The organism is Myxococcus sp. CA039A (assembly GCF_013336645.1).
Classification (GTDB): domain Bacteria; phylum Myxococcota; class Myxococcia; order Myxococcales; family Myxococcaceae; genus Myxococcus; species Myxococcus llanfairpwllgwyngyllgogerychwyrndrobwllllantysiliogogogochensis.
Genome location: NZ_JABUMQ010000198.1, coordinates 1 through 21,116 on the forward strand (window position 1 = coordinate 1; position 21,116 = coordinate 21,116).

Consider the following 21,116-nt stretch of genomic DNA (forward strand, 5'->3'; position numbering starts at 1 on the left):
GGATGGGGAGGAGGGTGCCCCATGTCTCCCATGCCGTGGGGGCCCGGAGGTCCCTGGCCGTCACCCGGAGGCGGGCCCCGCAGGGCAATCACGCCGAAGCCACCGGCGAGCAGCGCGCCCGCGACGCTCAGGGCCAGCACCCAGCCCGGGCGACCGCTCGGTGGCGGCGCGTAGGGAGAGGCTGCGTGCGCCGTCTTGTCGAACCCGTCGCGCGCCGTGCGTTGCGGAAGCTCGGGCATTCCTGGCGCGGGCTGCGTGAGCTGGATGGGCGCCACGCGGCCCGTGTTGTAGAGGCCCGGGTCGATGGGAGGCGGCGTCGACACGGCGGCGCCGCGCAACATCGTGTCCTCGGTGCCGTCGCCGTAGAGCATGGTGCCCGGCGAGGACTCCTCGGCCGCGCCTGGCTTCACCACGGGGCTGACGCCGCTGATGGCGGGCCGACCGGACATGGTGGGCAGCGCGTTGCTCAGGTCCGCGGCGAACGCCTCCATCGTCATGTAGCGCTCCACGCGCTTCTTCGCGGTGGCCTTCTGGATGACCGCGTCGAGCGCGGGCATGTCCAGGTCCGGCACCACGTCCACCAGCCGGGGAATGGGCTGATGCACCTGCTTCTGCATGATGTCCGCGACGCTCGTTCCGTCGAACGGCTGCACGCCGGTAAGCAGCTCGAAGAGCACCACGCCCACCGCGTAGATGTCCGCGCGCGCGTCCACGTCCTGGCCCATGGCCTGCTCGGGGGACATGTACCGGGGCGTGCCGGCCACCGCGCCCTGCGCCGTGAGACGCGTGGCCCCGTCGGCGATGCGGGCGATGCCGAAGTCCAGCACCTTGACGTGCCAGCCGCGCATGCCCTGCCGGACCATCACGTTCTCCGGCTTGAGGTCCCGGTGCACCACGCCGCGCGCGTGCGCGTACGCCAGCACGTCCGCGACCTGGAGGATGATGTCCCCGGCTTCATGGAGGCTCAGCCGGCCCACGTTCGCGAGCAGGCGCTTGAGGTCATCACCCTCCACGTACTCCATGGAGATGTAGAGGCTGCCCTCCTCGTCCTGGCCGAAGTCGTGCAACGTCACCGCGTTGGGGTGCCCCACGCGGGCGTAGCTCTTCGCCTCGTTGAGGAAGCGCCGCGCGACGTCCGGGTCCAACGACAGGCCGCTGTTGAGGAACTTCATCGCGACCTGCTGGCCAATGCCCACCTGCTCCGCCAGGTACACGGAGCCCATGCCGCCCTGGCCCAACCGCTTGAGCACGCGGTAGCGGCCCGCCACCGTGCGGCCCAGCATCCGGTCCACCTGCGGCGCGACCTTCAGCTGCTCGGTGCTTCCACAGCTCGGGCAGGCGCCGCCCCAGGTGTCGTGCTCCGTCTCGCACCGCTGACAGATGAAGAGGGCCATCCAAGTCCTTCCTGACCGCGAGGTGGGTGCGACGTCAGCGTGACGGGGGCGCGGCGTAGCGCTGGAAGAGCAGGCGCTCCAGCTCGCGCGCGCCGTCCTCCTTCGACGTGCGCTGCGCCACCGCCGCGCGGAGCAGGTCCGTGCGGGGGTCCTCCGGCAGCTCCGCCTCCATCACCGCCAGGGCACCTCTCAGGTCCCCCGCGCGCTGGAGCGCCGCCGCGCGCCACACCCGGTACTCCGTCACGCCCGGCGCCGCCGAGGCCGCCTTCGCGAACAGCCCCTCGGCGCCCTTGGAGTCATTGCCCTGGAGCGCAACCAGTCCCTCCAGGAACAGGCCCTGCGCGGGCGCCTGGGGCGCGGCTTCTCCCGAGTCCTTCGCCCAGTCCAGCAGCTCCCGGCCGGTGCGCAGTTGCTCCGTCGTCAGCGCCTCGCCCTTCAGCGCGCGCTGGTGCACGTCCTCCGCGGAGGCTCGGCTCGCGGTGCTCAGGCGCGTGCCCATCTCCGCCAGGTCCACGCCCAGGTAGTCCGCGGTCACCAGGGTGCGCAGCTGCTCACCCGCGCCCGCCGGGCCCGCGAGCGTGCCGGCCTCCAGCGCCTCGAAGAAGTCGGCCTTCAGCTCCACGTGCCGCGCGGTCATGTCCGCCGGCACCGGGCCCTTCTTCTTCTTCTTGCGCGCGGCCTTGAGCTGGCGCTCGCACAGCTCCAGCTCGCCCTTCGCCTTGGGACGCTCCTGGATGTCCGGGGCGCTCTTGAGCCAGGCGCGATACGCGGCGCACGCGCCCGCCGTCTCCTTGGCCCCCATGCGCGCGCGGCCCAGGCCCAGGTAGGCGGGCAGCAGCGAGGGATTGGCGCGCGTGGCCTGGAGGAACACGCGCGAGGCCTCCGCGTACTTGCGCTTGTTGTAGAGCTTCGTGCCCTCGGCGACGAGCGCGTCGGCGTTGCCCACCGAGGGGCCCACGAGCGGCGCGGCACTGGCCGTGCCCCACACCAGCAGCGCGCACGTCAGCAGCAGTCGATGCGACTCAGAACGCATAGCCCACCCCTCCACGGAAGTTGCTCGTCCCGGCGATCTTCCCCAGCAGCGAGAAGCCCCGCTGGTACGCCACGGAGGCGTACAGCCCCTCGTAGACGAAGACTCGCGCGGAGGCCTGTCCGGACGCGTGCAGGTCCAGCGCGTAGAGGCCGTCCTCGAAGCGGGGCGAGTTGCCGGAGCCGTCGTCCTCCTCCTTCGCGAGCGCGCCGCGCAAATCGAGCCCCGCCTGGATGGCGAAGGACACCGGGCCCAACACGTATCTCAGTTGCGGTTGCAGCGCTCGCAGCGACACCATCTGGACCTTGGTGTCGACCTGCGTGAGCCCGGCCACGTTCGGGTTCTGCACGTCCTGCGGGACGTTGACGCCCATCGTCCAGACGTCGCCGGTGGAGTACCAGGTGGCGCCCACCAGCATGACGCCGAAGTACTGGCCGTAGCGTCCATACTCCAGGCCCAGCCCTCGCAGCCGACGCGAGCCCGGCGCGCGCACGCCGTTGCCGCGCACGTCGCTCAGCCCGCCCTCCGTCTTCACCGGCTGCGCGGTCAGCGTGTCGGACGTGAGGCTGGTGAACTCGTAGGCCGCCTCCAGGTAGCTCTGCCGCGCCATGGTGGCCTCCTGCCGCCTCTTCATGGCCAGCTTGAAGGCCTGCATCGACGTGGGCTTCAGCTCCCGCTCCAGCGTGTACGTCGCGCCCGGGGCAATCTCCGCCTGGACTTCCTGCGGCTCGTAGCCCTCTCGCGCCAGTCGCAGGGTGCGTGAGCCGGGTTGGATGCCCTGGTCCACCGCGTCCTTGCCCACCACGGCGCCGTCCACGGAGATCTCCGTGCCCTCAGGCAGGACCTTCACCACCAGCCGCGCGGGCACCTTCTCCAGGGCCGGCCGCAGCTTCACCTGCTCGCGCGAGCCCACCACGCGCGTCTCTTCCCTGGGCAGGTGCGAGGCCAGTTCGAAGCGGAACGTGTGCTCGCCGGGCAGCACCTCCGTGGCGTACGGCGTGACGCCCATCTTCACCCCGTCGATGAACACCGTGGCGCCCGCGGGCACCGACACCGCTTCCACCAGCGCGTTGAGGGACAGGAACTTCACCAGGACGCCGGCCAGGGCCTTCTCGAAGGCGGGGTTGCTCGTCTCCGCCTCCGCGCGCGCGCCGCTCTCCGAGCGCACGCTGACGGCGCGGAAGCGGTAACCGGCGTCGTCCTGGCCCACCCGCACCAGCACCACGCGCTCCAGGCCGAGCGACGCCAGATAGGTCCCCAGGGGCTCCCGACACCGGGCGCCGCCGGCCAGACAGCCCAGGTCTCCTTCCCGGCCCTGGAGGTGCGAGGCCAGCGCCCCCACGCCGACGACCTGTCGAGGCTTCACGTCCCCCGGCAGCAGGCCGGTGATGCCTTCCTCGGTCCGCTTCACCAGGGCGTCCTGCCCTGGATACATGGGCTGGATGAGCCAGAGGGTGTGGGCCGGGGCCTCGGCGCGGGCTTCCGGTGAAGCGCCGGGTGTCGCGCTGGCGACCAGCGCCAGGCTGACACTCAGGAGAGAGGCGACGAACATTGCGTCCTCGGGGCGGGCTGAGGCGGTGAGGTCCCGTCTGCCCGGGTAGGGCGGAAAACGGGCGCCGGGTGTTTTTTACCGGATGAAATGTTTTTCAGGAAGACGGCCCCCCGAGGGTGGAGCGGCCAGGGAGGCTGCCCATTGGGGCAGGGGCGCCACCGAGGGTCCGTATGGCCATCTTCCCCAGGACTTACATGGATGAGGGGGCGAGATGGTCTTGCCAGGCAAGGGCATGGGGTGGTGGGAGTTCTTCAAGATCCTGAAGGACGAGTGGAAACGCGACGATGTCAGCGACGTCGCGGGGGCCTTGACGTTCCGCGCCATCCTGGCGCTGTTCCCCTTCCTCCTGTTCCTCGTGTCGCTGGCGGGCGTCATCATCGACCCCAACCAGGCCCAGGTGCTCATCCAGGAATTGGGGAAGGTGGCGCCCAAGGAGGTGACGACCATCCTGGGGCAGCGCATCCAGTCGCTGGCGGACAGCAACCCGGTGGGGCTCTTGACGGTGGGTGGTGTGGGCGCCATCTGGGCGGCCTCCGGGGGCATCGTCGCGTTGATGGACGCACTGAACACGGCCTACGGCGTCGAGGAAACGCGGCCGGTCTGGAAGCTTCGGCTCATCGCGGTGACGACGACGCTGGTGGCGGCGGCGGTGGCCATCTTCGCGGCGCTGGCGGCCGTGGCGACGCCCGCGCTGGCCAGCAAGCTGCCGGACCCCGCGTCCACGGTGGCGCTGTGGCTGCGGCTGCCCGTGGCGGGCCTGCTGATGATGTTCCTGTGGGCGGTGCTCTATTACGTCCTGCCCAACGCGAAACAGAAGTTCCGCTTCATCACCCCGGGCTCCGTGGTGGGCGTGCTCATCTGGGTGGCGGCGTCGTGGGCCTTCTCCAAGTACGTGGCCAACTTCGGCAAGTACGACGTGAACTACGGCGCCATCGGTGGCGTCATCGTGCTCCTGCTGTGGATGTGGCTGTCCTCGCAGGTGGTGCTGCTGGGCGCGGAGATCAACTCCATCCTCGAGCAGCGCTCGCCGGAGGGGAAGGCGCCGGGACAGCACGTGCCGGGGCAGGGCAAGGCCGTGCTGGCGACCAAGTCGGAGCTGGAGCAGGGCGGGGCGGACATCCCTGGCGCTCGGGACTTCCGTCCGGCGGTGGACCCGGCGACGGGCCAGGGCCTCGCCAGCGACGCGCCCCCGAAGCTCCAGCAGACGCCGTTGGCCGCCGCCGCGAAGTGGGCCGCGGGCCTGGGCCTGGGCGTCTTCTTCCTGCGGCGAAACACCGGTCGCTGAGCCTCGACGCATTGAATTCGCAGGTCTGCTTCTGGGCCCTGGCGCCCGCGCCCCTGGAGGGTGCTGGGTCGGGGTCCGCCGTTTGTGATCCGTCAAGGCGGTGGTTGTCTCTGGTGACTTCGCTCCCGAGGAGCCGCTCTTCCCCGGGGCGAGTCTCCGCCGGGAACATTGACTCGGCCGACGACCAGGCGGCTGGCATCAGAATCCTCGGCGTCGCGAATCCTTGAGTCCCAGGAACGGACGCTCTCGGAGGCCGTCCTCGGTTTGAATATTTCCCGGGGGCTCATCCATGTGTCGGTTGGGTGTGTCACTCTCAGGTGTCGCACGTCGCCGTCGCCCCCTCCGACAGCCCCGTTATCCGTTCCCCCCCGCTCAGCGGGGCGTGGACGCGCATGCCATGGATATTTGATGTCTCGGACTGTGTTGTTCCTCATCCGCCCCTTGTGGGCATTGCTCTGCCTGGGGGTTCTCGCGAGTGCATGTGGCGACGCGGGGTCGGGCCCCGGGCCGACACCACCTGGGCCCACGGACACCGTCGCGCCCACCACCGTGGCCTCTCCAGCGGGGGGCCTCTTCAACAGCCCTCGCACGGTGACGCTCACCTGTGCTGACGGGACGGGCTCCGGCTGCGAGGCCACGTACTACACGTTGGATGGCAGTGCTCCGACGACGCGGTCCATCCGCTACTCGGACTTCGTCATGGTGGAGGCCAGCGCCACGCTGCGCTTCTTCTCCGTGGACCGGGCGGGCAACAGCGAGAGTGCGCGCTCGGCGGAGTTCGTGGTGGACGCAGACCCTCCGAAGGTCACCATGTCGCCGGGCTCGGGGATTTATGGCGTTCCGCTCGTCGTCACGCTGACGTGTGACGACGGCACGGGCTCCGGCTGCGCCCGAATCCACTACACGCTGGACGGCGCCATCCCCTTGGAGACCTCGCGACTCTATACGACGCCGCTCACGTTGCTGGCCGGGGCACGGCTGCGCTTCATCGCCCTGGACCGCGCAGGCAACGCCTCCGCGCCGGGAGCCGCGCTGTATACCGCCGACATGACCGGGCCGGACTCCGTCGCCACGCCTCGGGGGGGACTGTTCGCCGGCCCGACACAGGTCGCGCTCGCGTGCAATGACGCGGGGGGCTCCGGCTGTGCTCGCATCCACTACACGCTGGATGGCAGGACGCCGACGATGGACTCCCCGGCGTACGGCGGCCCTCTTCAGCTCACCAACACCACCACGGTGGTGTTCGTCGCCGTGGATGTGGTGGGAAACCTTGGCGAGCTGGGCATCGAGACGTACGTCATCGACACCGTGCCGCCCACCGCCTCCGCGACGCCTCGGGGTGGCGCCTATTTCTCGGCGCAATCCGTGACGCTGCGCTGCGAGGACACGGGGGGCTCCGGCTGCTCCGCGCTGCACTACACGACGAACGGCACCGCGCCGGGCACCACCTCACCGCGCTACACGGAGCCGCTGGCGCTCTCGGCGACGACGACGCTGCGCTTCCTCGCGGTGGATGGCGTGGGGAACGTCAGTCCCTCGGTGACGGAGACCTATTCCATCCTGATGGACCCGACGGCGCCCACCACCGTGGCACAGCCCGAGGGGGGCGTGTTCCGGACCCAGCGGACGGTGACGCTGGCGTGCGGCGACGGCGCGGGCAGCGGCTGCGCGGGGACCTGGTACACGCTGGACGACAGCGAGCCGACGCCGACGACGGGAACTCCGTACACCGCGCCCCTCACGCTCTCCGCCAACACGCGCCTGCGCTTCGTGTCGAGGGATGTCGCCGGCAACCTGGAAGCGTCCCGCCTCCAGGTCTACACCTTCGACGTGTCGGCCCCGCTCACGCAGGCCGAGCCGCCTGGAGGTACGTTCAACGGCCCCGTCACCGTGCGGCTCACCTGCACGGATGCCCCCGCGGGGTGCGGCGAGACGCGCTACACGCTGGACGGCACGGCGGTCTCGAGCAGCTCGCCGTTGTACACCGCGCCCTTCGTGCTCGCGCGCAACACCACCGTGAACTTCAAGTCGGTGGACAACGTCGGGAACGAGGAGCTGGGGCGGCAGGAGATCTACACCTTGCCCGACGTGGCCACTGTCGCGTCGCAGCAGATCGCCACCGTGCGTGCCGCGGCGGATGGCAACGTGCCGAGACTGCCCATCGACGGCGCCATCATCACCTTCGTCAAGCCCGGGGTGGGCAACCTGACGAATGACGGCCCGGGCATCTTCCTTCAGGCGAAGCGCGAGGGACCGGCCCTGTTCGTGGAGTTGAACCCCTCCGCGGTTTCGCCTCCTCCGGTGGCGGGAGACTGGGTGGGCGTCCGCGTGCTCAATGTGCGCACCGGCAACGGCCTGCGCCGCGCGACCATCGACCCCAGCAGCTACACCGTGTTCGCCAGGGACTTCCCCGTGCAGACGCTGGCGCAGGATGTGAGCGCCATCGACCTGCCCATGGCTCTGGAAAACTTCGAGTCCGAGCTCATCTCCCTGCGCGGCGTCATCAGTGGCCCCTTCTCCGCCTCGGGCACGGACCACCTCCAGGCACCCCTGACGACGGTGGGCGTCCCCGCGAACTCGTCCAGCGCCGCCCAGCTCCGGCTGCGCATGGTGGCGACGGTGAACGACTCGGTGGAGCTGGTGCAGGGCTGCGACGTCTCGCTCACCTCTCCGCTGTGGCGTTTCGGGACGGTCTCCGCGTCGACGCAGCCTTCCCTCTGGGTTCCCGAGCAGCTCACCGCGCAGACGTGTCCGCCCCCGAAGGTCCTCGGGGCGTTCGCGCTCTCCTCGACGACCGTCCTGGTGCGCTTCGACCGGCGGCTGGATGCGGGCAGCCTCCTGGGCAGCGGTGCGCAAATCACCATCCCCGGGCTCTCCGTCACCGGCGCGACGCTGCAGTCGCCCAAGGAGGTGGTCGTCACCACGCTGCCGCAGACTCCGCGAGGCAGCTATGGCGTCCAGGTCGCCGCGACGCTGCGGGACCTCAAGGGGGACGGCGTGCAGGCGCCGAACAACACCGCCTCCTTCCGGGGGTTCGCGACGCCCGCGCGGCTGCGAATCACGGAGGTTGCTCCCAACATGTCGTTCAACCGCGACCTGGTGGAGTTGGTCGTGCTCCAGTCCGGTCCGGTGACGGGCATGACCCTGATGCAGGACGGGGGCTCCGAGCCGCTCGCGACGTTCCCCGACGTGGAGGTGCAGGCTGGCGACGTCCTCGTCATGCACCTCAACCCGGACCCCGTGGGCGAGGCGGGGCCCCGTTCGGAGCTGAGCGGGCCCATGGAGCATCGCCGGATGCTGTATCCCGCGACGCATGACACCGCGTGGGACTTTCACAGCGGCGCCACCTTCAGCCTCCTCCCGGGCAACCGGGTGCTGCGCGTGCTGGACCCCTTCGGCGCCACGCAGGACGGCCTCGCGGTCTCCATTGGGACCAACACCTTCGCTGGCTTCCTGACGGACCTCGCGCTGCTCCAGTCCCTGGGCCAGTGGACACCCGCGACGTGTGGCGGTGTCCCCTGCACGTACTCTTCCGCCCCCTCCGCCTGGGACATCACCGTCGCCTGGGCGCCGGCCTTCGCGTCGGCTGGAAAGCAGACGACCCTGCGCCGTGTCACCGCTGGAGACACCCACGCGGCCGGAGACTGGGCCGTGGGGACGGGTAGCTTTGGACTCGTGAATCCCTGAGTCCCGGGGCTCCCAGCGGACGAGCAGCCCGGCAGTCGGGGAATGCCGGGTTGCACGCCGTCAGGGCGGGCGATAGGTAACCATCGGAGTCTCCATTCCAGCCCGGAGGGTGAGTGAACAGCCGATTCACCATGGCGGCGCACATCGTCGCGATGCTCGCGAAGTGCTCCGGTGACGCGGCCGGTCCGCTGACGTCCGAGGCGATGGCGCGCAGCATCCAGACGAACCCCGTCGTGGTGCGGCGGCTCTTGGGAGACCTGGCGCGCTCGGGGCTGGTGGAGACGAAGCGGGGCGTTCGCGGAGGCGTGACGCTGGCCCGGCGCCCCGAGGACATCACCCTTCGGGACATCTACGAGTCGGTGGAGGAGGGCGCGGAGCTGTTCGGCAGGCACCCGGTGGGGCCCGCTCCGGACTGCGCCATTGGCCCCTGCGTGGCCGACTACCTGGAAGGTGTCTTCGGCCGCGCGGAGGCCGCGCTGAAGCAGAGCCTGGAAGGCACCACCGTGGCCCAGATGTCCGCGGACCTCAACGCCCGCTTCCTCGCGCTCAACCCGCCGGAGAAGACGGGCTGAGCGACAGGCGGGCCCTTCACGTCAGCGGCGCTGGGCCGCGACGGCCGCGTGCTTCTCGCGGAACTCCGCGTACGGGCCGTTGAAGTCGAGCACCTCGCGGCCCGCCTCGAGCGACCAGATGCGCGTGGCGACCTCGGAGATGAGCTCCTGGTCGTGCGTCACGACGATGACGGTGCCCTCGTACTTCTGGAGGCCCTCGGCGAGCGCGGAGATGGACTCCAGGTCCAGGTGGTTGGTGGGCTCGTCGAGCACGAGGACGTTGTCCTGCATGATCATCAGCTTGGACAGCAGCAGGCGCACCGTCTCACCACCGGAGAGGGTGTCGGTGTTCTTCATCCGCTCCTCGCCGGAGAAGAGCATCCGGCCGAGCACGCCGGAAATCTCTTCGTTGGTGAGCTTGTCGTGCAAGTCGCGCAGCCAGCCGAAGCAGGTGGTGCCCTTGCGCACGACGCCGTGGTGGTCCTGCGGCAGGTAGCCGACGGAGGCCTGGTGGCCCCAGCCAATCTTGCCGGTGTCCGGCTCGAGCTGCCCGGCGAGCATCCTCACCAGGGTGGACTTGCCCACGCCGTTGCGGCCGATGACACAGACGCGCTCGCCCTTGCACACCAGCGCGTTGAAGGGGCGGATGACGGGCACGCCGTCGAAGGACTTGCTGATGCCCTCCACCATGAGCGTCTGCTTGCCGCTGACGACCTTCTGGTCGAAGCGGATGAACGGCCGCGCGATGTTGGAGCGCTTGAGGTCGTCCGACTTCAGCTTGTCGATCTGCTTGATGCGGCTCTGCACCTGCGAGGCGCGGGTGCCGGCGTGGAATCGCGCCACGAAGTCCTGGAGCTGGGCGATCTTCTTCTTCTTCTCCTCGGTCTCGGACTCCACGCGGGTGCGCAGCTGGGACTTCTGCCGCACCATGTCGTCGTAGCCACCGTTGTACTGGATGATGGCCTCGTAATCGATGTCCGCGATGTGCGTGCAGATGGAGTTGAGGAAGTGCCGGTCGTGGCTGATGGTGATGAGCACGCCCTCGTACTCGTGCAGGAAGTTCTCCAGCCAGCGGATGGAGTCGATATCGAGGTTGTTCGTGGGCTCGTCGAGCAGCAGCCCCTCGGGCTTGCCGAACAGCGCCTGGGCGAGCAACACGCGCAGCTTGAGGCCGCCGGTCAGCTGCCGCATGGGGCCCTCATGGAAGGCTTCTTCGATTCCCAGGCCCGCCAGCAGCGTGGCCGCGTCGCTCTCCGCCGAGTAGCCATCCTCCTCGGCGATGACGCCCTCCAGCTCGCCCAGCCGGTTGCCGTCCTCGTCGGTGATGTCCGACTTGGCCAACAGCTTGTTCTTCTCCGACATGGCCGCCCACAGGGGCAGGTTGCCCATGAGCACGACGTCGAGGACGCGTTCCTCCTCGTAGCGGAAGTGGTCCTGGCGAAGGATGCCCAGCTTGCGCGGCCGGACGATGTTGCCCATGTCGGCTTCCTCGTCTCCGGCGAGGATCTTCATGAACGTGGACTTGCCCGCACCGTTGGGGCCGGTCAGGCCGTAGCGGCGGCCCGGAGAGAAGGTGACGTTGACCTCCTCGAAAAGCTTCTTGGGCCCGTAGGCCTTGGAGACGTTGATGACGTTGAACATGGCGGGCGCGTTGTAGCGGAATTGACGCGGAGCGGCCAAGGCTGCGTGGAATCGCGACCCATCCGTCTCGCGGTGACCTCATGAAACGCCCGGCAGGCGACGAAAAATGCCCTGAAATGGCGGGGTCTTGAGTCCCCGTCCGGCTGGCAGGCGGGGGGACGGGCGACAGGGGTGGACCATGGGGCGGGGATGACGGGTATAAGGCCCCGCCCATGGCCGTCCGCTTCGAACTCCTCACCACCGACCCCACCGGCGCCCGCGCCGGAGTGCTTCACACCCGGCGCGGCTCCTTCAGCACGCCCATGTTCATGCCGGTGGCGACCCATGCCGCCTTCCGGCATCTGGGCATGGAGGAGGTGAAGGAGACGGGGGCCAGCATCCTGCTGGCGAACACGTACCACCTGATGCTCCGGCCCGGCGCGGAGGTCTTCCAGCGCTTTGGCGGCATCCATTCCTTCATGCAGTGGGATGGGGGCGTGCTCACCGACTCGGGTGGTTTTCAAATCTTCTCCCTGCCGGAGGACCGGCTCATCACGGAGAAGGGCGCGCACTTCCGCAGCTTCTACGACAACAGCCGGCAACTGCTCAGCCCCGAGTCGAGCATCGCCATGCAGCAGTCCATCAACTCCGAAATCATGATGGTGCTGGACGTGTGCATCGACTCGCGCACGGACGAGGCGGGTACGCGCGAGGCGATGGAGCGCACGCACCGGTGGGCGGTGCGCAGCCTGGCGGCGAAGGCCAAGGTGGACACGGGCCAGGCGATGTTCGGCATCGTCCAGGGCGGCGTCTTCCCGAACCTGCGCGACGAGAGCGCGGAGTTCCTGACGAAGCTGCCCTTCGACGGCTTCGCCATTGGCGGGCTGGCGGTGGGGGAGACGAAGGCGGAGCGCGAGTCGATGACGTTGCGCACCACCGCGTCGCTGCCGGCGGACAAGCCGCGCTACCTGATGGGCGTGGGTACGCCGACGGACCTCATCGAGGCGGTGCTGCGCGGCGTGGACATGTTCGACTGCATCATCCCCACGAAGATGGCGCAGCAGGGCTACGCGTACACCTTCCAGGGCCTGGTGCGCATCACCCGCAACGTGTTCCGGCTGGCGGACGAGCCGCTCGACGCCGAGTGTGATTGCTACGTGTGCAAGCGCTACACGCGCGGGTATCTGCATCACCTGATGCGCGGCAAGCACCACCTGGGCTCGCGCTTCCTGTCGGTGCACAACGTGCGGCACTACCAGAAGCTGATGGCCCGCATCCGCGCGGGGATTCTCTCCGGCACCTACGAGCAGGTGGCGCGTGAGCTGAAGGTGGCCATCGCCACGCCCAAGGACCTGAAGGAAGGGGCGAGCGCGAACGAGGTGACGCTGAAGGAAGTCGGATGAGCGAGGAGGCCAACCCGCGCGACGGGGACTTCGAGCTCGTCACGCTGCGCAACGGCTCGCGCGCGGTGCGGCACCTGGGCCATGGCGAGGTGATGCACCCCTCGGTGGGCCCGTGGAAGGAGGCCCTGGGCCTCTACGTGGAGCAGCCCCGGCTGGGGGAGAGGCTCTCCCAGGAGGGCCCGCCGCTCGTCATCCACGACGTGGGGCTGGGGGCCGCCACCAACGCGGTGGCCGCGCTGACGTGCGCGCGGGAGTTGGGGGCCGCTCGGCGGCGGACGCTGGAGGTCATCAGCTTCGAGGTGGACCTGGCGCCGCTGCGGCTGGCGCTGGCGGACGCCGCGGGCTTCCCGTTCCTCCAGCCGTTTCGTCAGGCGGCGGAGGCGCTGATGCGCGACGGCGTGTGGGAGGAGGACGGCCTGCGCTGGCGGCTGCACCTGGGAGACGCGGTGCCGTTCCTGGACGGAGCGCTGCCCGTGGCGGACCTGGTGTATTTCGATCCGTTCTCTCCCGCGTCGAACCCGGACATGTGGACCGAGGACGTGCTCGCGCGGGTTCGCCGGCACTGCCGTGAGGATGGCGAGGGCGCGCTGCTGTTGACCTACAGCGCGGCGACGCCCACGCGGGTGACGCTGCTGCTGGCCGGTTTCTTCGTGGGGGCGGGTGCGTCCACGGGGACCAAGGGTGAGACGACGGTGGCCTCCACGCGGCGCGAAGCGCTGGCATCGCCGCTGGGTACGCGGTGGCTGGAGCGCTGGACGCGCTCGTCGTCCCGGGCGCCCCATGGCGCGACGTTGACGCCCGACGTCGAGGCCCGCGTGCTGGCCCATCCGCAGTGGCGTTGATTCAATCTCCGTGTGAGGGAATGGGCGCTCAATTCCTGCTCATGCAAGTTGATGCACGTGCGAGTGAGAGCGCGTCCCTTGGGACGAGGGTGCAATGGGAGCGGGTGAAGCGAACCGCTAAGAGGTGAGCGTCCGCGGGAGAGTCCAAGGCGGACGAGGAGTCTCGCCATGCGGCCTTTCTCGCATTCTCGCCTCGCTCCGCTGTTCTCGTCCTTCGTCGCGACCCTGGCGCTGTTCGCGGCGCCCGCGAGCGCGGAGCCGGTGCTGCTGACCTGCCCCGGCATCGTCCAGGCCCAATACTCACCGGGCATGACGAACGCGCCCCGGATGATCACCTCGACGGCGAGCGGGACGTTCGGCCCGTGCGTCGGGGTTCCGTTGTCACTCCTCTCGACCTCATTCGTGGCGGGGGGCATGGGCACGTTGAGCTGTGTGGGGGGCTCGAATCAGCTTGGCGCGCAGCTCAACTGGAGCGACGGTTCGGTCAGCCACCTGGACACGAGCATCCTCATCACCGTCAGGCCCTTGGGCGAGGTGGTGGCGACCTATTCGGGGACGGTGGTGGGCGGACGGTTCCAGGGGGCCAGCGTGCTCATCACGTTCGTGCTCGCTCAGACCCAGGTGCTGGGATGTTTCACGGAGGAGGGCGTCACCGCCACGGTGGGACCGACGGTCCTGACCATCACCGGCTCGTGAGCGGGGGACGCATCTTGGGGGCCTCCAGCCGCTCCGGGAAGTCTGAATACATGGGGGAGTGAGAGCTTGTCCCTTGAGACGAGGGTGCAATGGGAGCGGGTGAAGCGAACCGCTAAGAGGTGAGCGTCCGCGGGAGAGTCCAACGCGGACGAGGAGCCTTCCCATGCGGCTTTTCTCGCATTCTCGCCTCGCTCCGCTGTTCTCCTCCTTCGTCGCGACCCTGGCCCTCTTCGCGTCGCCCGCGAGCGCGGAGCCGGTGCTGCTGACCTGCCCTGGCATCGTCCAGTCCCAATACTCACCGGGCATGACGAACGCCCCCCGGATGATCACCGCGACAGCGAGCGGGACGTTCGGCCCGTGTGTCGGGGTTCCGTTGTCACTCCTCTCGACCTCATTCGTGGCGGGGGGCATGGGCACGTTGAGCTGCGTGGGGGGCTCGAGCCAGCTTGACGCGCAGCTCAACTGGAGCGACGGCTCGGTCAGCAACGTGAGCGTGAGCATCCTCATCACCGTCAGGCCCTTGGGCGAGGTGGTGGCGACCTCTACAGGGACGGTGGTGAGCGGACGGTTCCAGGGGGCCAGCGTGCTCATCACCTTCGTGCTCGCTCAGACCCAGGTGCTGGGATGTTTCACGGAGGAGGGAGTCACCGCCACGGTGGGACCGACGGTCCTGACCATCACCGGCTCCTGAGCGGGAGCCGCGTCTTTGGGGCCCGCGTGCGGGCCCATCCGTGGTGTTGATTCAATCCACTGGCGATGGAGGGTGTACTCAATCCCTGTTCATGCAAGGGAATGCATGGGGGAGTGAGAGCGTGTCCCTTGGGACGAGGGTGCAATGGGAGCGGGTGAAGCGAACCGCTAAGAGGTGAGCGTCCGCGGGAGAGTCCAAGGCGGACGAGGAGCCTTCCCATGCCGCTTGTCTTGCGTTCTCGCCGCGCCCCGCTTTTCTCCGCCTTCGTCGCGACCCTGGCCCTCTTCGCGGCGCCCGCGAGCGCGGAGCCGGTGCTGCTGACCTGCCCCGGCATCGTCCAGGCCCAATACTCACCGGGCATGACGAACGCGCCCCGGGTAATCACCGCGACAGGGGACGGGACGTTCGGCCCGTGTGTCGGGGTTCCGTTGTCACTCCTCTCGGCCTCATTCGTGGCGGAGGGCACGGGCACGTTGAGCTGCGTGAGCGGCACGAACCGGCTTGACTCGCAGCTCAACTGGAGTGACGGCTCGGTCAGCCACCTGGACACGAGCGTCCTCATCACCGTCAGGCCCTTGGGCGAGGTGGTGGCGACCTATTCGGGGACGGTGGTGGGCGGACGGTTCCAGGGTGCCAGCGTGCTCATCACCTTCGTGCTCGCTCAGACCCAGGCGCTGGGATGTTTCACGGAGGAGGGCGTCACCGCCACGGTGGGACCGACGGTCCTGACCATCACCGGCTCGTGAGCGGGGGACGCATCTTGGGGGCCTCCAGCCGCTCCGGGACGGCTGGCGGCCCCCGCTGCGAGTGCCTCGCACCCGGTCCACGCGTCCGGGGCGCGAGACAGCGGGCGCGGTTCGCGGTATCCGGACAGGGCCATGAGCAAGGCCCTTCAACTGGATGACTGGGGCGGCACCGGCCCCGTGCTGCACCTGGCGCACGCCAACGGCTTTCCGCCGGGCACCTACCGCAAGCTCATCGAGCGCCTGAAGACGCGCTACCACGTCGTCTCGGTGCGGAGCCGTTGCCTCGTGCCGGGCTCGGACCCGCTGTCCATGCGGACCTGGAACGACATGGCGGACGAACTGGCGCAGGCCCTGCGCGCCGCCGGGCTGGAGGGCGTCATCGGGGTGGGGCACAGCATGGGCGGCGTGGCGACGCTGCTCGCGTCCGTGAAGGACCCCGGCCTCTTCCGAGCCATCGTCACGCTGGACCCCGTGTTGTTCTCGGGGATGCGCAAGCTGGCGCTCGACGTGCTGACGCTGCTGGGCCAGCGCAGTCGTGTGCCTCCCGCGAGCTTCGCGTGGCGTCGGCGGGAGCACTGGAACTCTCGCGAGGAGGCCGCCGCGAGCTACCGCAAGAAGCCCCTGTTCCAGAGCTTCGACCCGGAGTGCTTCCAGGACTACCTCACGCACGGACTCACCGAGGCACCCGAAGGCGGGTTCCGGCTGACCATCCCCCGTGCCTGGGAGGCCCGCGTCTTCGAGACGACGCCCGTGGGCATGTGGCGGGCGCTGCGCTCCATCGCGGTGCCCACCCTCATCGTGCGGGGGCGTGACACCCGCACGCTCGCGGAGTCGGCCTTCGCGCGTGCCCGGCGAGTGGTGCCAGGGGCCCGGCTCGAGGAGTTTCCCGGCGGGCACCTCTTTCCGCTGGAGGACCCGGAGGGGTGTGCCCTCCGCATCCTCGCGTTCCTCGACTCGTTGGAAGCGCCTGCCACACAAGCCCGGCAGGCGCGCTGAACACCGCGAGCGCCCTGGCCGGTGGGGCCAGGGCCGTGCTCACCGCGCCGTGTCGTCCACCACCGAGGGCGCCGCCGTGGGCTCCGGCGTTGGCACCGCATCCGGTGCCGAGGGAGGCAGCGCGGCCTCCCGCTGAAGGAGCGCCTCGAAGGCATCCACCATGGGGCTGGACGTGGTGCCGTCCACGACGCGCTTCCACGTCCCACCCGGGGCGCGGTGGGAATACCCACCCCAGAGGAGCTTGCCCCGCAGGCCCAGGAAGACCTCCTCGTTGGCGAAGCTCTTGTCCGCTTCCGCCTCCATCATCTCGAGCATCCGGATGCGGTCTCCATCGCTCACCTTCTTCAAGCGAGGGGTCTGCGCGGAGACGACGCGGATGACGTGCTCCTTCACGGAGGCGGAGCTGGCGGAGACCGTCACCGACTGGTGGCCCTGCTCCTCGAACGCGGACTGAATCGTGGTCTCCACTGCCAGGTCCTCGGCCTGGGCCTCGAAGCGCTGGTCGAAACCCTGCCTGCCCGCCCGCTGCTCCTGTTGCTGGGAAGAACCGCTCGAGTCACCGGTGCCGAGAGAGACCACCGCGTTGACCAGGGGAAAGCCCACACAGCAGAACGCCAGCGCGGCCACCGGGAACAGGCCGCCCATCCGGTGCAGCAGCGGCGCCACCGGCACGGGGCCGACCTGTTGCTCCGGCACCTCCGTGTGCAGGTTGCAGCGCCCGCAGATTCGCACGTACTTCGTTCCCAGAGAGAAGAGGGGGAACCAGAAGACGTGAATCACCCGGTAGTGACGCTGCAGCCGCTGGGACGTCTCCTGCTGACAGTCCGGGCAGGGCGCGCGTTGCTCGCCGAGGTCCTGCTGTTTCGGCGAACTTCCAGAGATGATGAACATGCTCGGCTCCGCGAAGAAGAGGGGCGGCTGCTTACATCAGTGCCGACAGCAGCGTCCACCGTGACAGCCTGTCTCGGACACACCCCTGACCCGTGACAATCCAGGCATCCCCGCGAGGCCTCGCCGTGTGTGCCTTTCGCCCGCAGCGCGGTGTCCCCGACTGAGGCCCGGTGTATGCCATTCCCTGGCCCCGTGCTTGCTCTGGCGTGGTTCCATGAGACCTCTGCTCCAGAAGTACTTCTGGCTGGTGAGCTGTTGCTTCCTCCTCGTCGCCGCGTTGATTGCCGCGCGCACTGTCCACCTCGTCACGGAGTTCCAGCTCGCGGTTCCCGTCCCGGGGTTGGACTCGATGCCCGCGAAACCCATCCGGTTCGCCACCACGGAGGCGCGGCTCTCGCTTCGCACCGAGTCGCTGGCTCGTGTGCTCGGCATCAAGGAGAAGCCCTCGCCTGGGCCTCTCGCCCACGGCGGGCCCCGGAGGAGCGCGCGGCGCGCGAAGCTCGTGGGGACGCTGACGTCGCGCGAGCCCTTCTGGTCGCTCGCGTCCGTGGAAGACCTCGACAGCCGGCGCGTGCGCAGCCTCCGCGTGGGAGACGTGCTCCAGGACGCGGAGGTGGTCGTCATCGAACGGGAGCGCATCATCGTCACCCGGGAAGGACAGCAGGAGGTCATCGACGGCGAGGGGCCCGTGGGTCCACCGTCGACGGGGGCTCCGGTGGCCGCGGGCAGCGAGCGTGGGAGCGACATCCGACGCGTGGGAGAGCACACCTACGAGGTGCCTGACAGGTACCTGGACCTGGACCAGTGGACCCAGGGCGCCGCACTCACGCAGGCGCGCATCGTTCCGTACTTCAAGGAGGGGCAGCCCCAGGGCTTCAAGCTCCTCGCCGTCCGGCAGGGCTCTGTGTACGAGAAGCTGGGCCTCCAGAATGGCGATGTCATCCAGCGCATCAACGGCGTCGCGCTCGACTCCACGGAGAAGGCGCTGGAGCAGTACATGCTGCTCAAGAAGTTCCGGCACCTGGAACTCGACATCGACCGTGGTGGCCTTCCGCTGCGCAAGGTCTACGACGTGCGACCGTGACACCTGGGGCCCGGTGAACTCGCCACCACGCGCCCGTCACAGGAAGGGGAGCCAGGGAAGCAGGCGCCCGCGAACGATGGCGCTCCCTCCGTCGGTACTTATCGTTGGTCCGTCGTTGGAGCGCGCTTCGTGCCACTTCATTCCGGGAGACACCCATGAAAGCCGTCGTGCTGAAGGCCTATGGAGACGTGGACAACCTCGTCGTGTCGGAGATGCCCGAGCCGAAGGTGGGGCCGGGAGACGTGAAGGTCCGCGTCACCGCCGCGAGCATCAACCCGGTGGATTGGAAGATTCGCCGAGGCGACATGAGGGAGTACATGCCGCTGACGCTTCCCACCATCCTGGGGCGGGATGTGTCTGGTGAGGTCATCGAGGTGGGGCAAGGCGTGGAGGGCTTCAAGCGCGGCGACCGGGTGATGGGCCTGGTGTCCGCGGGCTATGCGCAGACGGTGGTCGCCCCGGCGGACGTATGGGCCAAGGTGCCTGACTCGCTGGAGCTGAAGGACGCGGCCGCGCTGCCGCTGGTGACGCTGACGGGCGTGCAGCTGATTGAAGAGCAGATGAAGCCTGTCCAGGGAGACACGGTGCTCATCACCGGTGCGCTGGGCGCAGTGGGGCGCGCCGCCCTGTTCGCGGCGAAGGCACGTGGGGTGAAGGTCTGGGCCGGCGTGCGGGCCCGGCAGGTGGAGGAGGCGCGGAAGCTCGGCGCGGACGGAGTCGTCGCGCTGGATGATCCGAAGGACGTCGCGAAGCTGCCCACGCTGGACGCCGTGGCGGACACGGTGGGTGGCGAGGCCGTGGCGGCGGTGCTGGACAAGGTGAAGCGCGGCGGACTCGTGGGCAGCGTGGTGGGGGAGCCGAAGGGGGCCAGGGACAAGGGCCTCCAGGTGGTCACCTTCTTCTCGCACCCGGACGGACGCCGGCTCGCGCAGCTTGGCGAGAGCGTGGCCAAGGGAGAGCTGCGCATCCCCATTGGCAAGACGTTCCCCATGGACGCCGCGAAGGATGCCCAGAAGCACGCCGAGAAGGGTGGCGCGGGCAAGGTGCTGCTCGTCAACTGAGCCCCAGGAGCGTCAGCCCGGACGTGGCACATGTCCGGGCGTGACGCTCCCTCGGCCCTCACAGCTCGTTGAAGATGAGCAGTCCTCGCGACGAGTCGACGACATACACGTAGCCGTCACCGGGGATGCGAACGCCGAAGGCGCCTTCGAAGATGCTGTCGCCCCGTTGGGGGTCGCTCTCGCGGAAGGTGTGGTGGTGCGCCACCTGTCGGGGCCTGGTGGGATTGGACACATCCAGCACGCGCAGCCCCTCGTGGTACCACGCCACATAGAGCAGGTTGCCGCGCAGGATGAGGTTGTGCATGGACGTGACGTCGCGCATGCGGAACTCGCCAATCTTCACGATGCGGGAGGGCTCGGTGACGTCCAGCACCCTCACATGGGAGGCGTTGAATTCGCCCCCTTCGAAGGCGATGGTCTTTCCGGCGAAGGTGCCCACCGCGCTGTGGTGCGCGTAGTCGTAGCCAAAGCGCTCGTAGCGGCCCAGGCGGCTCACGTTGTCCAGGTTCGTGACATCCATCACCGAGTAGCCGCCGAAGGAATTGCTGATGTACAGGCGGTTCTCATACGCGAAGGCGTCGTGAGGCCCTCCCAGCTCGGCGTCCTCGGGCAGGGAGATGATGGTGCGCAGGATGGGATTGAGCGGCTCGGTCAGGTCGTAGACATGGGTGCCGGTATTGGGGACCATGGCGTAGAGCCGGTCATTGTCGACGAGCACCGTGTGCGCGCCGAAGTCTCCCGTCGGCAGGCTCTTCACGAAGGTGGGAAGGGCGGGGTTGGAGATGTCGTAGATGAGCGGCCCCACGTCGTTGCTGGCCACGTAGAGGGCGTCGCCCTTGGCCCAGACGCCGTTCCAGGAGTTGTCCTCGGGCAGGCTGATGGACGTCGTGAGGACAGGCCGGGTGGGGTCCCTCACGTCGATGACGGTGAGGCCGCCGGCCTGTCCGCGGTTTGGTATGGAGACGACGTAGGCGTGGCCCTTGGCGACGTAGATGTCCGCGGGCATTCCCACCGGGACGTGGCGCTCGGCGACCAGCTCGAGGTTGCCCGAGGACTCCGGCTCTCCGGTCGACAGCGCGACGCGGTTCGCCTCGAAGGTGCCCTTGAGGGTGAGTCGTCCCCGGCGGCAGTAGGTGAAGCAGCCGGTGATGATGTTGGGCGCGGGCGTCTTGCATCCCACCATGGCGACGGTGAGGTCATTGCGAGTCAGGCCGCCGATGATGGAGAAGCGTCCATCCCCCGTGTCCTTGAGGCGGAGTGGCTCGTCGTACATCGTTCCGCCGTCTTCCCGGAGCAGGAAGCCGATGGGGACGCTGCTGATGCGCACGCCGCCATCCTCGTAGTGCCGTTCGCCACGGCCGTCGGACAGGTAGATGCCCTCCTTGGGAATGGCGGAGAGGGCCTGTGCATCGCATTGCGACAGGTCGAAGTGCGACAGGTCATCACAGGCGCCTTCCTGCGCGTAGACGGCGCTGGAGGAGCACGGCGAGAGGGGTCCCCGGTCCACCCAGTCTCCGCGCTCCTCGAGCTCGGTGTAGGTGCCATCCCAGACATAGGGGCCCGCGTCAGGGGGAGACGGGGAGGGGG

The 21,116-nt window shown here is 69.0% G+C and carries 17 protein-coding genes; 11 read left to right on the forward strand and 6 right to left on the reverse strand.

Going from position 1 to position 21,116, the window contains the following annotated elements; genetic code table 11:
- From HR086_RS29010 to HR086_RS29020, 3 genes are all read right to left on the reverse strand, one after another.
- Positions 1-1,394: serine/threonine-protein kinase (locus HR086_RS29010; protein WP_174467251.1), on the reverse strand; the 1,394-nt coding region annotated here is incomplete at its 3' end.
- Between the two features lie 34 nt (positions 1,395-1,428).
- Positions 1,429-2,427, reverse strand: coding sequence for a tetratricopeptide repeat protein (locus HR086_RS29015; RefSeq protein WP_174467252.1), 999 nt, complete (start codon positions 2,425-2,427; stop codon positions 1,429-1,431).
- On the reverse strand, positions 2,417-3,976 hold the full coding sequence (locus tag HR086_RS29020; protein WP_141643732.1) for a PEGA domain-containing protein: 1,560 nt from the start codon (positions 3,974-3,976) through the stop codon (positions 2,417-2,419). Before HR086_RS29020 ends, HR086_RS29015 begins: the two co-directional genes overlap by 11 nt.
- 211 nt (positions 3,977-4,187) lie before the next feature.
- Here HR086_RS29020 and HR086_RS29025 point away from each other — a divergent pair, with 211 nt between their 5' ends.
- The 3 genes from HR086_RS29025 to HR086_RS29035 all read left to right on the forward strand — a co-directional run bounded on the left by HR086_RS29025 (position 4,188) and on the right by HR086_RS29035 (position 9,520).
- Positions 4,188-5,261: a YihY/virulence factor BrkB family protein gene (locus HR086_RS29025; protein WP_174467253.1), complete on the forward strand. Its 1,074-nt coding sequence runs from the start codon at positions 4,188-4,190 to the stop codon at positions 5,259-5,261.
- 408 nt (positions 5,262-5,669) lie between these two features.
- Positions 5,670-8,948 (forward strand): chitobiase/beta-hexosaminidase C-terminal domain-containing protein, encoded by a 3,279-nt coding sequence (locus tag HR086_RS29030; protein WP_174467254.1) that lies wholly within the window; start codon positions 5,670-5,672, stop codon positions 8,946-8,948.
- Between the two features lie 113 nt (positions 8,949-9,061).
- Positions 9,062-9,520, forward strand: a complete 459-nt coding sequence (locus tag HR086_RS29035) for an Rrf2 family transcriptional regulator (RefSeq protein WP_217440687.1) — start codon at positions 9,062-9,064, stop codon at positions 9,518-9,520.
- Between the two features lie 21 nt (positions 9,521-9,541).
- Here HR086_RS29035 and HR086_RS29040 read toward each other — a convergent pair whose 3' ends face one another.
- The gene (locus tag HR086_RS29040) at positions 9,542-11,140 is read right to left on the reverse strand and encodes an ABC-F family ATP-binding cassette domain-containing protein (protein WP_141643735.1); all 1,599 of its coding nucleotides are present in this window, start codon (positions 11,138-11,140) and stop codon (positions 9,542-9,544) included.
- Between the two features lie 212 nt (positions 11,141-11,352).
- Between HR086_RS29040 and tgt the strand changes: the two genes are divergently transcribed.
- From tgt to HR086_RS29070, 6 genes are all read left to right on the forward strand, one after another.
- Positions 11,353-12,522, forward strand: coding sequence for a tRNA guanosine(34) transglycosylase Tgt (tgt, locus tag HR086_RS29045; protein ID WP_174455814.1), 1,170 nt, complete (start codon positions 11,353-11,355; stop codon positions 12,520-12,522).
- Entirely contained in the window at positions 12,519-13,364 is an 846-nt protein-coding gene (locus HR086_RS29050) for a tRNA (5-methylaminomethyl-2-thiouridine)(34)-methyltransferase MnmD (protein ID WP_174467255.1), read from the forward strand. The genes tgt and HR086_RS29050 overlap by 4 nt, the downstream gene beginning before the upstream one ends.
- Before the next feature lie 168 nt (positions 13,365-13,532).
- The gene (locus tag HR086_RS29055) at positions 13,533-14,060 is read left to right on the forward strand and encodes a hypothetical protein (protein WP_174467256.1); all 528 of its coding nucleotides are present in this window, start codon (positions 13,533-13,535) and stop codon (positions 14,058-14,060) included.
- A gap of 163 nt (positions 14,061-14,223) precedes the next feature.
- A complete protein-coding gene (locus HR086_RS29060; protein ID WP_174467257.1) occupies positions 14,224-14,751 on the forward strand; it encodes a hypothetical protein in 528 nt (175 codons plus the stop codon).
- A 218-nt stretch (positions 14,752-14,969) separates the two neighbouring features.
- Complete coding sequence (locus HR086_RS29065; protein WP_174467258.1) at positions 14,970-15,497, forward strand: hypothetical protein; 528 nt, start codon at positions 14,970-14,972, stop codon at positions 15,495-15,497.
- A 132-nt stretch (positions 15,498-15,629) separates the two neighbouring features.
- Positions 15,630-16,493 (forward strand): alpha/beta fold hydrolase, encoded by an 864-nt coding sequence (locus tag HR086_RS29070; RefSeq protein ID WP_174467259.1) that lies wholly within the window; start codon positions 15,630-15,632, stop codon positions 16,491-16,493.
- Between the two features lie 39 nt (positions 16,494-16,532).
- Here HR086_RS29070 and HR086_RS29075 read toward each other — a convergent pair whose 3' ends face one another.
- Positions 16,533-17,384: a hypothetical protein gene (locus HR086_RS29075; RefSeq protein WP_174467260.1), complete on the reverse strand. Its 852-nt coding sequence runs from the start codon at positions 17,382-17,384 to the stop codon at positions 16,533-16,535.
- Positions 17,385-17,598: 214 nt separating this feature from the next.
- Between HR086_RS29075 and gspC the strand changes: the two genes are divergently transcribed.
- Both gspC and HR086_RS29085 read left to right on the forward strand, forming a co-directional pair.
- Positions 17,599-18,468, forward strand: a complete 870-nt coding sequence (gspC, locus tag HR086_RS29080; RefSeq protein WP_174467261.1) for a type II secretion system protein GspC — start codon at positions 17,599-17,601, stop codon at positions 18,466-18,468.
- A gap of 155 nt (positions 18,469-18,623) precedes the next feature.
- Positions 18,624-19,529 (forward strand): NADP-dependent oxidoreductase, encoded by a 906-nt coding sequence (locus HR086_RS29085; protein ID WP_174467262.1) that lies wholly within the window; start codon positions 18,624-18,626, stop codon positions 19,527-19,529.
- Positions 19,530-19,587: 58 nt separating this feature from the next.
- Here HR086_RS29085 and HR086_RS29090 read toward each other — a convergent pair.
- Positions 19,588-21,116: LVIVD repeat-containing protein (locus HR086_RS29090; RefSeq protein ID WP_217441993.1), on the reverse strand; the 1,529-nt coding region annotated here is incomplete at its 5' end.

What these genes read in the sequence shown, in the direction of transcription:
- HR086_RS29020 (WP_141643732.1), bottom strand. Translation starts at nt 3,976, where the DNA reads ATGTTCGTCGCCTCTCTCCTGAGTGTCAGCCTGGCGCTGGTCGCCAGC.
- HR086_RS29040 (WP_141643735.1), bottom strand. Translation starts at nt 11,140, where the DNA reads ATGTTCAACGTCATCAACGTCTCCAAGGCCTACGGGCCCAAGAAGCTT.
- HR086_RS29070 (WP_174467259.1), top strand. Translation starts at nt 15,630, where the DNA reads ATGAGCAAGGCCCTTCAACTGGATGACTGGGGCGGCACCGGCCCCGTG.
- HR086_RS29030 (WP_174467254.1), top strand. Translation starts at nt 5,670, where the DNA reads ATGTCTCGGACTGTGTTGTTCCTCATCCGCCCCTTGTGGGCATTGCTC.
- HR086_RS29065 (WP_174467258.1), top strand. Translation starts at nt 14,970, where the DNA reads ATGCCGCTTGTCTTGCGTTCTCGCCGCGCCCCGCTTTTCTCCGCCTTC.
- gspC (WP_174467261.1), top strand. Translation starts at nt 17,599, where the DNA reads ATGAGACCTCTGCTCCAGAAGTACTTCTGGCTGGTGAGCTGTTGCTTC.
- HR086_RS29060 (WP_174467257.1), top strand. Translation starts at nt 14,224, where the DNA reads ATGCGGCTTTTCTCGCATTCTCGCCTCGCTCCGCTGTTCTCCTCCTTC.
- HR086_RS29025 (WP_174467253.1), top strand. Translation starts at nt 4,188, where the DNA reads ATGGTCTTGCCAGGCAAGGGCATGGGGTGGTGGGAGTTCTTCAAGATC.
- HR086_RS29075 (WP_174467260.1), bottom strand. Translation starts at nt 17,384, where the DNA reads ATGTTCATCATCTCTGGAAGTTCGCCGAAACAGCAGGACCTCGGCGAG.
- tgt (WP_174455814.1), top strand. Translation starts at nt 11,353, where the DNA reads ATGGCCGTCCGCTTCGAACTCCTCACCACCGACCCCACCGGCGCCCGC.
- HR086_RS29050 (WP_174467255.1), top strand. Translation starts at nt 12,519, where the DNA reads ATGAGCGAGGAGGCCAACCCGCGCGACGGGGACTTCGAGCTCGTCACG.
- HR086_RS29085 (WP_174467262.1), top strand. Translation starts at nt 18,624, where the DNA reads ATGAAAGCCGTCGTGCTGAAGGCCTATGGAGACGTGGACAACCTCGTC.
- HR086_RS29015 (WP_174467252.1), bottom strand. Translation starts at nt 2,427, where the DNA reads ATGCGTTCTGAGTCGCATCGACTGCTGCTGACGTGCGCGCTGCTGGTG.
- HR086_RS29055 (WP_174467256.1), top strand. Translation starts at nt 13,533, where the DNA reads ATGCGGCCTTTCTCGCATTCTCGCCTCGCTCCGCTGTTCTCGTCCTTC.